7 protein-coding genes are annotated in these 12,958 nt (G+C 72.1%); 2 read left to right on the top strand and 5 right to left on the bottom strand.

The window, feature by feature from the left end; all coding sequences use genetic code 11:
- On the bottom strand, positions 1-4,454 hold a 4,454-nt coding region (locus ACZ6O5_RS28855; RefSeq protein ID WP_465981161.1), incomplete at its 3' end, for an amino acid adenylation domain-containing protein.
- Positions 4,455-4,748: 294 nt separating this feature from the next.
- Between ACZ6O5_RS28855 and ACZ6O5_RS28860 the strand changes: the two genes are divergently transcribed.
- On the top strand, positions 4,749-5,897 hold the full coding sequence (locus tag ACZ6O5_RS28860) for an acyl-CoA dehydrogenase family protein (protein ID WP_465981163.1): 1,149 nt from the start codon (positions 4,749-4,751) through the stop codon (positions 5,895-5,897).
- 13 nt (positions 5,898-5,910) lie between these two features.
- On the opposite strand, the gene ACZ6O5_RS28865 is transcribed toward ACZ6O5_RS28860, so the two are convergent.
- A complete protein-coding gene (locus tag ACZ6O5_RS28865) occupies positions 5,911-7,233 on the bottom strand; it encodes an NAD(P)/FAD-dependent oxidoreductase (protein WP_465981165.1) in 1,323 nt (440 codons plus the stop codon).
- 199 nt (positions 7,234-7,432) lie between these two features.
- Here ACZ6O5_RS28865 and ACZ6O5_RS28870 point away from each other — a divergent pair, with 199 nt between their 5' ends.
- Positions 7,433-9,184 carry an AMP-binding protein gene (locus tag ACZ6O5_RS28870; RefSeq protein WP_465981167.1) on the top strand — a complete coding sequence of 584 codons (1,752 nt, stop codon included), beginning with the start codon at positions 7,433-7,435 and terminating at the stop codon, positions 9,182-9,184.
- A gap of 1 nt (position 9,185) precedes the next feature.
- Here ACZ6O5_RS28870 and ACZ6O5_RS28875 read toward each other — a convergent pair whose 3' ends face one another.
- From ACZ6O5_RS28875 to ACZ6O5_RS28885, 3 genes are read right to left on the bottom strand one after another with little or no spacing between them, the layout of a single operon-like run.
- Complete coding sequence (locus tag ACZ6O5_RS28875) at positions 9,186-10,439, bottom strand: cytochrome P450 (protein WP_465981169.1); 1,254 nt, start codon at positions 10,437-10,439, stop codon at positions 9,186-9,188.
- A gap of 9 nt (positions 10,440-10,448) precedes the next feature.
- Positions 10,449-12,209: an amino acid adenylation domain-containing protein gene (locus ACZ6O5_RS28880; protein WP_465981171.1), complete on the bottom strand. Its 1,761-nt coding sequence runs from the start codon at positions 12,207-12,209 to the stop codon at positions 10,449-10,451.
- Entirely contained in the window at positions 12,196-12,954 is a 759-nt protein-coding gene (locus ACZ6O5_RS28885; RefSeq protein ID WP_281939072.1) for a thioesterase II family protein, read from the bottom strand. Before ACZ6O5_RS28885 ends, ACZ6O5_RS28880 begins: the two co-directional genes overlap by 14 nt.
- Positions 12,955-12,958 lie beyond the last annotated feature (4 nt).

The raw sequence follows: 12,958 nt of genomic DNA on the forward strand, positions 1-12,958 counted from the left end.
CCGGTCAGGACCCGCAGCCACCGGTCGACCAGATCGGCAACCACCGTCCGGTCGAACAGATCCAACGAGAACTCCACCACCCCATCCATCCCGGACGGACGGCCGTCCGGGCCGCGGTGCTGACGGACGATGACGCTGAGGTCGAGGCGCGCGCTGTCGCGGCCGACCGGCAGGACATCCGCGTCGAGGCCGGGCAGGTCGAGGGCGGTCTCGAGGACGTCGTCCTCGATCGCGAGCAGGATCTGGACCAGCGGGTGCGCGGCCAGTGAACGGGCGGGGTTGAGCACCTCCACCAGGTGGTCGAAGGGGACGTCCTGGTGGGCGTAGGCGTCGAGGGTGGTGTGGCGCACCCGGTGCAGCAGCTCGGTGAACGTCGGGTCGCCCGAGGTGTCCACCCGCAGCACCAGCGTGTTGACGAAGAAACCGACCAGATCGTCCAGCCGCTCGTCCAACCGACCCGCCACCGGAGAACCGATCGGAATGTCCACCCCCGCACCCAACCGGCTCAACAACCCACCCAGACCGGCCAGCAACACCATGTACACCGTGGTGCCGGTCTCCCGGGCCAGCCGGACGAGGCCCGCGTGCACGTCGGCGTCGAACGTGAACCGGTAGGTGTCACCGCGGAAGGAGGCGGCCGCCGGCCGCGGCCGGGCCACGGGCACCGTGACGATCTCGGGCAGTCCCGCGAGCACCGACCGCCAGTAGCCGGTCTGGCGGGCGAGGCGGCTGTCGGGCTCGTCCGGCGAGCCGAGGTACTCCTCCTGCCAGAGCGTGTAGTCGGCGTACTGCACGGGCAGCGGTGGCCACGCCGGTGTCGTGCCGGCGAGCCGGGCCCGGTAGGCGGTGCCCAGGTCGCGCACGAGCGGGCCCATGGAGGCGCCGTCGGCGGCGATGTGGTGCAGAACGATCAGCAGGACCGTCGTCGAGTCGTCCACGGCGTACAGGTGACACCGCACGGGTAGGTCGCGGGTGAGGTCGAACGGCGCTGCCACGGCGCGTCGCAGTGCGGGCCCGAGATCGTCGGCGGGTACCGAACGTTCGTCCAGCGTGATGTCGAGGCCGGCGGCGTCGAGGACGGCCTGGTGCGGGTCGCCGTCGACCTCCGGGTACACGGTACGCAGCGACTCGTGGCGCGTGGCGAGGTCGGTGAGGGCGGCGCGCAACGCGTCCCGGTCGAGCGGTCCGCGCAGCCGTACCGCCAGCGGGACGTGGTAGGTGTCCCGGCTGCCGAGCCGGTCGAGGAACCACAGCCGTCGCTGGGCGGGGGAGAGCGGGACGAGATCCGGTCGACCGGCGGGGCGCAACGCCGGGCGGGCGGCGCGACCGGGTGCCACGTGGGCGAGCACGCCGGTGACGGTGGGCCGGGCGAAGAAGTCGGCCATCTCCAGGTCGGTGGCCAGCGTGGACCGGATGCGGCCGATCAGCCGGGTCGCGAGCAGTGAGTGGCCGCCGAGGTCGAAGAAGTTGTCCTCGGCGCCGACCGCGCGAACGCCGAGCGCGTCGGCGAACAGCTCCGCGAGGATCTGGGCGTACGGTTCGTGGTGCACGCCCACGCTGACGCCGGGCGACGCCGGTGCCGGTAGCGCGGCGCGGTCCAGCTTGCCGTTGGCGGTCAGCGGCAACGCGTCCATGGTCACCAGCGCCGCCGGCACCAGGTGATCAGGCAGCGTCCGGGCCAGGTCGTGGCGCAGGGCGGCCGGGTCGAGCGTGGTGTCCGGGGCGGGGACCACGTAGGCGACGAGACTGATCTCGCCGCCGTCGCTCTCCCGTGGCACCACCACGGCCTCGGCGACGCGGGTGTCCCGGGCCAGCACGGCGGCGATCTCGCCCGGCTCGACCCGGAAGCCGCGGACCTTGACCTGGTCGTCGGTGCGGCCGAGGTACTCCAGGGCATGTCCCGTCCACCGGACCCGGTCACCGGTGCGGTACATGCGCGCGCCGGGTGGCCCGAACGGATCGGCGACGAACCGGGTGGCCGTGAGGCCGAGTCGCCCGAGGTAGCCGCGGGCGACACCGGCACCGGCGACGTAGAGTTCCCCGGCGGCGCCGGCCGGCACCGGATGCAGGCTGCCGTCGAGTACGTAGGCGGCGAGATGTGGCAGCGGCGTGCCGATCGGGCTGACCGGACGACCGACATCGTCGGGGGTGACGTCGTAGCGGGTCACGTGGACCGTCGTCTCGGTGATGCCGTACATGTTGACCAGCCGCGGGCGGTCGGCGCCGTGCCGGTCGAGCCAGCCGCCGAGGCGGTCCGGGGCGAGGCGTTCGCCGCCGAAGACGATGTAGCGCAGGCCGAGGTCGTCAGGCGCCGTGAGGTCGGCGCGGTCGAGCGCGGCGAACGCGGCGAACGCGGAGGGTGTCTGACTCAGGACGGTGACGCGTTCGCGGGCGAGCAGCCGCCGGAAGGCGTCGGGTGCGCGAGCGACGTCGCGGGGCACGATGACGACCCTGCCGCCGGTGGTGAGCGCGCCCCAGATCTCCCAGACGGAGAAGTCGAACGCGTGGGAGTGGAACATGGTCCAGACGTCGGCCGGGCCCACGTCCAGGTCGACGAGCGTGTTCGCCAGCAGCCGTTCGACGTTGCGGTGGGTGACGACCACGCCTTTCGGCGCGCCTGTGGAGCCGGAGGTGTGGATGACGTACGCCGCGCTGCCCGGGGTGGGGCCGGCCATCGGTGCGGCGGTCTCGGGCACACCGGTGTCGTCGCCCCCGTCGACGGTCAGCACCGGGATGTCGAGCGGCGGCAGCAGGTTTCGCAGCGCGCTCGTGGTCACCACGGCGGCGGGTGCGGTGTCGGCCAGCAGGTAGGCGACGCGGTCGGCGGGGTGGTCCGGGTCGATCGGCGCGTAGGCGGCCCCCAGCCGGGTCACGGCCAGCATCGCGGTGACCAGTTCCGCGGAGCGGGGCAACACCAGCGCCACGCGCTGCTCGGGCCGGACGCCGTGCCGGTGCAGCAGCGTGGCCAGGCGCGTCGAGTTCGATTCGAGGTCGCCGTAGCTGAGGGTGCGGGACCCGTCGGTGATTGCCGGAGCGCCGGGCGTGGCGACGACCTGCCGGCGCACCAGGTCGACGAGGGTGGTGTCGGCGGTGGCGGATGCGGTTGCGGGGGCGACGCCGGCTCCGGTGCCCACGCCCACGCCCACGCCCACGCCCATGCTCAGGCCGCCGACCGGCCGGTCGATCCGGCGGGCGGCGGCGGCCAGCAACGCGAGCAGGCGGGTGGCGTGGCCGTCGAGGTCGGACGGGGTGTAGAGCGCGGGATGCCCGTTCAGGTCGACGCGGGGCCCGGCGCCGGCGCGGTCGTAGGCGACCACGGAGAGGTCTTCCAGCAGCGGCGCGGCCGGGTTGTGCATGATCGTGCGGTGCTCGCCGAACCGGAGCTCCTCGAACCGCATCACGTTGACCATCGGGCCGAAGAAGCGCCGCTCGGGCCCGCCCAGTCGCAGCTCGCGGTGCAGATCCTCGCCGCGGTAACGCTGGTGCGCGAGCGCGGCGCGCAGTTCGCCGTCGACCTGCCCGACGAGGTCGGCCACGGTGGTCGTGGGACGCACGGTCAGGCGTAGCGGCACGACGTTCGTCGTCATCGCCGGGGTGCGGCCCGCGTGGGGTGCGCTCCGGCCCGCGACGGGCAGACCCAGCACGATGTCGTCGACGCCGGCCATGCGGTGCAGGTACACGGCTGTGGTGGCGATGAGCAGCCGGGACCAGCGCACGCCGGTACGCCGTTCGGCCGCCAGCAGTTCGTCGACGGTGTCGGCGGGCAGGTCGTGACGACTGCGGACGAAGGTGGAGCTGATCGACGTGTCCACCGGGTTGAGGCTGATGCGCTCGGGCCGGTCGGCGAACCGCTCGTGCCAGAAGGCGCGGTCGGCGGCGCGGGTTCCCGAGCTGTGGTAGGCGGCTTCTTCGTCGACGAGTGCCGCCAGTGAGCCGAACGGGGTCGGCGGTGCGGTCCGGCCCGAGACGAGTGCGGTGTAGAGGGCCGCGACGCGGCGGGTGATCAGGCTCGCGCCGTAGGCGTCGACCGCGATGTGGTGGTAGCGCTGGTACCAGAAGACCCGATTCGGTCCGGCGGTGAACACGACATGGACGAATGGCGCGTCCGTGGTGAGATCGACCGGCCGGGCGAGGTCCGCGCGGGCGTACGCGTCGACGGCCCCGATCGCGTCCTGACCGGTGTCGAGATCGATGACGTGGGGCGCGACGGGCGCCGGTGGGTGCAGCACCTGCACCGGCCCGTCGGCCGAGCGGGCGAATCGCACGTGCAGTGCCTCCGCCTCGGCCACCGTCAGGGTGATGGCCCGCACCAGCGCCCCCACGTCGACCGCCCCGTGGATCTCGAGGTAGTTGCCCCAGAGATAGAGCGACGCGTCCGGGTCCATCTCCTGCCCGAGCCAGACGCCGGTCTGGGCCGCCAGCAACGGGTACCGCGTGGGTGACGCTACGGACACGGCACTCCCCTCGTCGAGTCTTACCCGCACACCGGTCGGCGGCGCGATCGGCTTTGGTGTGGTTGCCGCACAAAACAGACGCAGGTCCCTTGCCCCGCGGTGCACTTAATTCGAAGTGCATAAATGTTTGGTCAGGCTTTCATGATGCCCGGAACGCTGTCAACACTTCGGTTCGCTTCGATGTAAGGGTCTTAGTGATCGTTTTTATCCGTGCGGAGCGGGGTGGCCGTCGGCGCGGTAGGTGAACGATGTGAGTCGATGCGAGTGACTGTCGGCAGTGGTTAAGGTGAGGTGGTGGACGACACCTACCGATCGCCGTGGCAGGTCGACGACGTCGCCGAGCTGGCCAGCCTGAGCCGCCGCTTCTTCACCACCGAGGCCGCGCCGCGGCGCGCCGAGTGGGCGGCGCAGCGGCACGTCGACCGGGTCTTCTGGCGCCAGGCGGCAAAACTCGGCCTGCTGTGCGCCGGCGTGCCGGTCGAGTACGGCGGCGGTGGCGGCGACGCCCGCCACGATCTCGTCGTCATCGCCGAGCAGGCGCGGGCGGGGGAGTTCGGCTTCGGGAACGCGGTGCACAGCGGTGTGGTGGCCCGGTATCTGGTCACCTACGGCACCGACGGGCAGAAGCGCCGATGGCTGCCGCCGATGGCGAGCGGTGACGTGATCGCCGGGATCGCGCTGACCGAGCCGGAGGCGGGATCGGATCTGAAGGCGATCCGCACGCGCGCCGAGCGCGACGGCGACGGCTGGCGGGTGAGCGGCGCCAAGACGTTCGTCACCAACGGCGGCTCGGCCGATCTGCTCGTGGTGGCGGCGAAGACGAACGCGTCCGCCGGGGCGCGGGGCATATCGCTGTTCCTGGTTCCGGTGGGAGATCAGCCCGGGGTGGTACGTGGCCGGGTGCTCGACAAGATCGGCCAGGAGTCGGCCGACACGTCGGACATCACCCTCGACGACGTCCGGCTGCCCGCGGAGGCGTTGCTGGGCCGGGAGAACGCCGGCTACGCGATGCTGCTCGACCAGTTGTCGTGGGAGCGACTGCTGGTCGGGGTCATGGCCGCCGCCGTGACCGAGCGCGCGGTCGAGCTGACGGTGGCCTACGCCCACCAGCGCATGGTGTACGACGACGAGCTGTTCGCCCTCCAGCACGTGCGCATGGAACTGGCCGAGTGCGCGACGTTGGCGCAGGTCGGCCGGGTCTTCGTCGATCACTGCGTCGCCCGGCACCTGGACGGCACGCTCGACGCGCGCACCGCGTCGATGGCGAAGTTCTGGCTCTCCGACGTGCAGTGCCAGGTGCTCGACCGGTGCCTGCAACTGCACGGCGCCAACGGCTACACCCGCGACTACCCGATCGGCCAGCTCTACGTCGACGCCCGCGCGCAGCGCATCTACGGCGGAGCCAACGAGGTGATGAAGGAACTCATCGCCGGCACCCTGTGAACCGCGCGCGAGGCTACGCGTTGGCGGGCTCGCCGAGAGCGACGTGGTCGCGTTCGGCGGCTTCGAGTTCCGGATAGACCGGGCAGCCGTAGAGCGGCTCGTACGGCGCGAAGCTCCGGTACGCCTCGATCGTCCGCAGGTGTCGGGCCAGCGGGTTCTTCTGGCTCCAGAAGTCGCCGCCGAGCAGCCGCGCGATCCAGATCGGCGCCACCCGCGCGCCGGTGCTCTTGAGAAACCGGCCGAGCCGGAAGTCGTGCTCGTAGAACGCGTAGATCAGCCGGAAGTACGTGTCGTAACCGGTCTTGTAGAACCGCGAGTAGAGCTCGGTCGCCGCCGTCTCGTCCTGCGCGCCGTCGAGGATCGCCACCGTCGTCTCACCGGCCCGGACTCCCGAGGTGAGCGCCAGGTAGACCCCGGCGGAGAAGATCGGATCAACGAAACAGCCCGCGTCGCCGGCCATCAGGTAACCCGGACCGGCGACCTGGTCGGAGAAGTAGGTGAAGTCGCTCTCCACCCGCGTCTCGCTGTGCTCGGTGAGATCCGCGATCCGCTGATGCACCCGCGGTATCCGCCGCGTGAACTCGTCGAACACCCGATCGGCGCCCATCCGTTGCAGGATCTCGGGTCGGGTGACCGCGCCGACGCTGATCCGCTCGGGCCGGATCGGGATCGCCCACACCCAGCCGTCGGCGTGGCTGCCGATCTGGATGTCGCCCGACACGCCGGGATTGGTGGCCTCCCGCACCCCGTCGTAGTGGCGGAACGCGGCGACCATGCGCAGCCGGTCCGGGGTGCGGCGGCTGCGCAGCACGCCGGTGCTGATCACGCCGGCCCGGCCGCTGGCATCGATGATGCGGCGCGCGGACAGGTGACGCGTCACGCCGTCCTGGGTGTAGGTCACGCCGGTGAGGCGCTCACCCGCGCGCTCGAACCTGGTGACCCGTGCGCCGAAACGCACGTCGGCGCCGGCCTTGGCGGCGTGCCGCAGCAGCATGTCGTCGAAGGCGGACCGCTCGACCTGGTAGGTGGTCAGCTCACGCCCCGCGCCCTGGTCGGTGAAATCCACCCGGGTGTAGCCGCCGTCGACGTCGCAGAACTCGGCCCCCGTCTTGACCGGGAAGTCGGTCGCGTCGACCTCCTCCCGCACGCCCAGGCGGTCCAGCAGCGCCGCGGTGTAGGTCAGCATCGACTCTCCGATGTGAAACCGGGGGAACTGCGCGCGTTCCAGCAGAACTGTCGAGTGCCCGCTCGCCGCGACGAGCGTCGCGGCCGAGGAGCCGGCCGGGCCGCCTCCGATCACGATGGCGTCGACTTCTTCCCGGATTGTCTCGGACACGATGTCCACTCCCCACATAGATCGACACCCGTCGCTACCCACTATTGCATCGACCGGGGCCCACGAAAAGGGTTTGCGTGCTTGTGGTCCGCGACTGTGATCGTCCGGGGTTTGCCGCTGCGGTCATCCGCGTGAAACGATAACGATCGATAAGCTGACCGATTGTCGCGTGGCCGTGCACCGTCTCCGGAGGTTTACCGTGTCCGCATCCTCGTCGGCTACCGCCAGCGATCTCTTCCGGGCCGCGCGCGACCTGCTCCAGAGACACCGCGACGACTACGCCGCCGCCACCGCCGCCTTCAGTTGGCCGAGGCTGCCGTCGTTCAACTGGGCGCTCGACTGGTTCGACCACGTGGCGGAGCGACCGGATCGCCGGGACCGACCGGCGTTGCAGCTGTGGGAGGCCAGCACCGGCAGTCCGCGGTGCGAGACCACGCTGACGTACGCGCAGCTCTCCGCCCGCTCCAGTCAGCTGGCCAACTGGCTTCTCGGGCACGGGGTGGCCCGCGGTGATGCCGTGCTGGTGATGCTCGACAACCGGGTGGCGCTGTGGGAGACCATCCTGGCCGTGATGAAGCTCGGCGCCGTGATCGTGCCGGCCAGCCCGATGACCGGCGTCGACGGGATCGCCGACCGGATGCTCCGGGGCGGTGTCCGGCATGTGATCGCGACGGTGGCGAGCGCACCGGTGTTCGACGCGGCCGGGCGCGGCGACGTCACGTTCATCGCCAGCAGGGACGAGCCCGGTCAGCCGGTGCCCCCCGGATGGCTCGACCTCGAGGACGCCGCCACGGCGGCCACGACGTTCACCCCGTCCGGTCCGACCCGTGCCCAGGACCCGCTCATGCTGTACTTCACCTCCGGCACCACCTCGCACGCCAAGCTGGTCAGTCACACCCACTCGTCACTGCCGGTCGGACAACTGTCGACGATGTACTGGATCGGGCTGCGGCGCGACGACCGGCACCTGGCGGTGGCGTCACCGGGCTGGGCCAAACACGTGTGCAGCAACCTGTTCGCGCCGTGGTCGGCCGAGGCGTGCGTGGTGGCGCTGCGCGCCGGCAGGTTCGACCCGGACGTGACCCTCGAGACGCTACGCCGGGGCGAGGTCACCACGTTCTGCGCGCCGCCGACGGTGTGGCGCCAGCTCCTGCCGCGCGCGACCGCCCGGACCCGGCTGCGGCTGGACGCCGCGACGTCGGCCGGTGAACCCCTCGACGCGGCGCTGCTCGACGGCGTGCGTGCCGAATTCGGCGTCACGGTCCGCGACGGCTACGGCCAGACCGAGATTCCGGGCCTGATCGCGAACTCGCCCGGCGTCACCGTACGGCCCGGGTCGATGGGCAGGCCGCTGCCGGGGTTGCCGCTGGTGTTGCGGGACAGCCGCGGCGCGCTCGCCGACGAGGGCGAGATCTGCCTGGATCTCGCGTCGGACCCGATCGGCCTGATGGCGGGGTACCTCGGCGACCCGGCCGCCACCGCCCGGGTCATTCGGGACGGCTTCTACCACACCGGCGACATCGCGCGCCTCGACGGCGACGGGCACTTCGGGTACGTCGGCCGGGCGGACGACCTGTTCAAGTCGTCCGGTTACCGCATCTCACCCTTCGAACTGGAGCGGGCGCTGCGCGAGCACGACACCGTGACCGACGTCGTCGTGGTGCCGGCGGCCGACCCGGTCCGGTTCACGGTCCCGAAGGCGTTCGTCGAGCTGACCCCCGGTACCCCACCGGACACCGACGCGGCCGGTGAGCTGTTCCGGTTCATCGCCACCCGGCTGTCGCCGTACCAGCGGGTGCGGCGGCTGGAGTTCGTGCGGCTTCCGCGCACCAGCACGGGCAAGGTGCAGCGCGGTGAGGTGCAGGCGTGGCAGCGGCAGGGCGGCGAGCGCGTCGAGTTCCGCGAGGACGAGTTCAGCGGCCTGCCGCGCTGGGGTGCCGCGACCCGCTGAGTCAGCTCGCCGCCGGTCGCCCGGCGCGGCGGGTCCGGATCGGGAGGTGGCTGATGCCCGCCACGAAGTTGGACTTCAGGTGGCGCACCGGCCCGGCCGGCTCGATGTCGTCGACCAGCGCCACGAACTCGGTGAGCAGCATCCGCAGTGCGATGCGGGCCAGCGAGGCGCCGACGCAGAAGTGCGGGCCGTACCCGAAGGCGAGATGACGTTCGGTCCGGTGGCCGATGTCGAAGCGGTACGGGTCGGCGAAGACCGCCTCGTCGCGGTTGGCCGAACCGAGCCACACCGCGACCGCGGTGCCACGCCGGATCCGCTGATCCGCGATGGTCACGTCCGTGCGGGCGTACCGCATGAAGTGGTTGGCCGGCGACGACCACCGGAGGCCCTCCTCGACCGCGGGCGCGATCAGACCGGGGTCGGCCTTGAGCCGCCGGAACTCGTCGGGGTGCTCGAGAAACGCGCAGATCAGTGCCGTGAGCACGTGTGGCGTCGTGACGTTGGCGCCGAGCAGCAGGCTGTAGCAGTTGTAGACGATCGCGTCGTGCCGCAGCGGCCCGCCGTCCGGCCGCATCTGCGTCAGGAAGCCGATCAGGTCGTCGGACGGCTCGGCGAGGCGGCGGGTGACCTCGCTGGAGAAATAGTCGAAGAGCTCGTGGTGGACGCCGACGAGCGTGATGTGGCTGTCCCCCTCCTGGAACTCGGTGTCGTCGGGCGCGATCGCCATCGTCGTCGCGCGCGTCAACCGGGGCCAGTCGGCCTCCGGGATGCCCATCAACGCACCGGTGAACGACATCGGGAAACCGGCCGCCGCGACCGCCAGGTCCCACACGTCCCCGTCGCGGGCGGGCTCCAGAGCCTGGCGCACCGCGCGCGTCAGCAGGTGCCGGCGCTGGTTCAGCCGGTGCGGCGACAGCTCCCGGGCCAGCGGCTCGCGCATCGACGTGTGCCGCGGCGGATCGGTCGCGGCCATCATCTGGCCACCGGCCGGGTCACCGCGGCCCAGCGCGTTGAGCAACGTGCCCCGTTGCGACGTGAACTCGGTGTGGTCGGCCAGCACCCGGCAGGCGTCGGCGTGCCGGGTCACCGACCAGAACTCACGGCCGTCCGCCAGCCGCTGGTGGTGCGCGGGCGCATGCCGGCGCAGCGCGTGCCAGATCGGGTGCGGGTCACCCGTGGCATACAGCTCGGGGTCGAACAGGTCGACCCGGCTCAGGTCGACCTCGGCGTCCGCGGTGGGCACGGTTATCCGCATGCCAGTTCCTCAGCTCCCGGTGCCGAGATGCGCGTCGACGATCCGGGCCAGCTCCGCCACCGTCGAGTTCTCGTAGAACGTCCTGGCCGGCAGGGAGAGGCCGAAGTTCGCCTCGAGTTCGCCGGTGATCCGCATGCCCGCCAGTGAGTAGCCGCCGAGCTCGAAGAAGTCGTCGTGCACGCCGACGGTGAGCAGGCCCAGCACATCGGCCCAGACCGCGGCGACGGCCTGCTCCGTCGGGGTGCCCGGCGGTTGGAACTCGGCGTTGACCTCGGGCCGGTCCCGGCCGGCCCAGGTGGCCAGGGCCGCTCGGTCCACCTTGCTCTGGGGCGTCAGCGGCAGGTCCTCCACGACGGTGATCGCGGCCGGCACCGCGTATCGGGGCAGCGACGCGGCCAGGTGGCGGCGGATCGACAGCGTCGACAGCGGAGGCTCCGCGGGATCACCCGCCACGAAGGCGACCAGGCGCTGACCGCCGTCCGGGGCGCCCTGTGCCACCACGGCCGCGGACCGCACCGGCGGACAGCGGCGCAGCGCCGCCTCCACCTCGCCCGGTTCGACGCGGTAACCGCTGATCTTCACCTGGTCGTCCACGCGGCCGACGAAGTCCACCGCTCCGTCCGGGCGGCGGCGCACCAGGTCGCCGGTGCGGTACATGCGGGCGCCCGCCACGAACGGGTTGGCCACGAAACGCTCCGCGGTGCGGGCCGGCTGCGCGTGGTAGCCACGCGCCAGCCCGGCTCCGTCGACGTACAGCTCACCGGTCTCGCCGTCGGGCACCGGGCGCAGCCTGGCGTCGAGGATGTGCCCGCCGCTGCCCGGCACCGGCCGGCCGATGGGAACCGCCGGCCCGTCGACCGGCGTGCGCACCGGGTGGCACAGGCTGAACGTGGTGTTCTCCGTCGGCCCGTAACCGTTCACCACGCGCAACCCCGGCACGGCCGCCAGCACGCGGTTGACCGCCGCCGGGTCGATCACGTCACCGCCGACGAGGAGCGTGCGAACCCCGCCGAACGCGTCGAGCGGCCCGGCGGCCATGTGGTGGAACAGACCCGCGGTCAGCCACAGCACGGTGACCCGCTCGTGGGCGATGACGTCGAGCAGGTCACGCGGCTCGACGGCGTCATGTGGCCGCACGGCCACCCGCGCGCCGTGGCACAGCGGCGTCCACAGCTCGAACGTGGACGCGTCGAACGCGACCGGCGCCGCGTGCAGCACCGTGTCCGCCGCGGTCACCTCGACGTAGTCCGGTGCGGCGACGAGCCTGGTGACGGCGCGATGGGGTATCCGGACACCCTTGGGACGGCCGGTCGAACCGGAGGTGTACGCGAGGTAGGCGGTGCTGTCCGGATGCGGCCGTCGGGTCGTGGGGGCTTCGGGGCCGTCGCCGTCGACGGCGACGGCGGTACGGCCGTCCGCCGCGCTGTCGTCCCCGGCGGTGACCACGACCCGCACGCCGGCGTCGTCGAGCAGCGCACGCCGGTAGTCCGGTGGCTGCGACGGGTTGACGCCGAGGTAGGCGGCGCCGGCCCTGAGGACGCCGAGCAGCGCGACCGGGAGCCACACCGACGCCGGCACGTCGACCCCCACCGGGGTGTCCGGCCGGACGCCTGCCGCGATCAGGCGATGGCCGAGGCGGTTCGCGGCGGCGTCGAGGTCCCGATAGGTCAGCCGCTCGTCGCGCCAGCTCACCGCGACCGCGTCCGGGCGGATGGCGACCTGCTCGGCGATCATGTCGAGGACGGTGCCGGCGGACTCAGGTGTCGGCATCGCTGGCCGTCCTTTCGAGGTCGCGCATGATCTCGCCGCGCAGTGCCGGCGGTGCGGCCAGGAACGCGTGATGGTCGCCACGCAGCGTCACGAAACGCACATCCCCGGAGTAGGCGCGCCAGCCGACCATCTGCTCGGGCCGGATCTCCCGGTCGTCGGTCCAGCCGATCACGGTGATGGCCGTCGCCAGCCGGACCGGTTCCGGGAAGACGTACCGGCGGTTGGCCGCCAGGTCGGCTCGCAGCACGCCCAGCCCGACCTCGATGGCGTCGGGCTGCGGCCGGCCGCCCATCGCCCGGATCAACCCGGCCAGTTCGACGCCCAGGGCTTCGTCGTCCATGTCGAGGAACCGACCGTACGGGCCGTCGTGGGGGGCCACCTCCGACGACACGAAGAGCCGGTCCGGTACCGGAAGGCCGAGCCGCTGCAGATGCAGCGCGGTGGCGAACCCCGCCAGCGCCGAACTGCAGTGCCCGAAGAACGCGAACGGCCGGTCCAGCAGCGGCCGGATGTCGTCCACCAGGGCGGCGGCGTAGTCCTCGTACCGGCCGTAGTGCGGCTCACGGAACCGGTTCTCGCGCCCCGGCGGCTGCACCAGGCACACCTCGGCCGGGCCGAGCCGGGCCGGCCAGCGCGCGTACATGGACGCGCCGACTCCGGAGTACGGCAGCAGGAACAGGCGGTACGTGCTGTCGGCCGTGGGCTTGCGCAGCAGCCATGGTCGGCGGGTGGCCGTGACGTCCATGCGG

Source organism: Micromonospora sp. NPDC049201, from assembly GCF_055586805.1.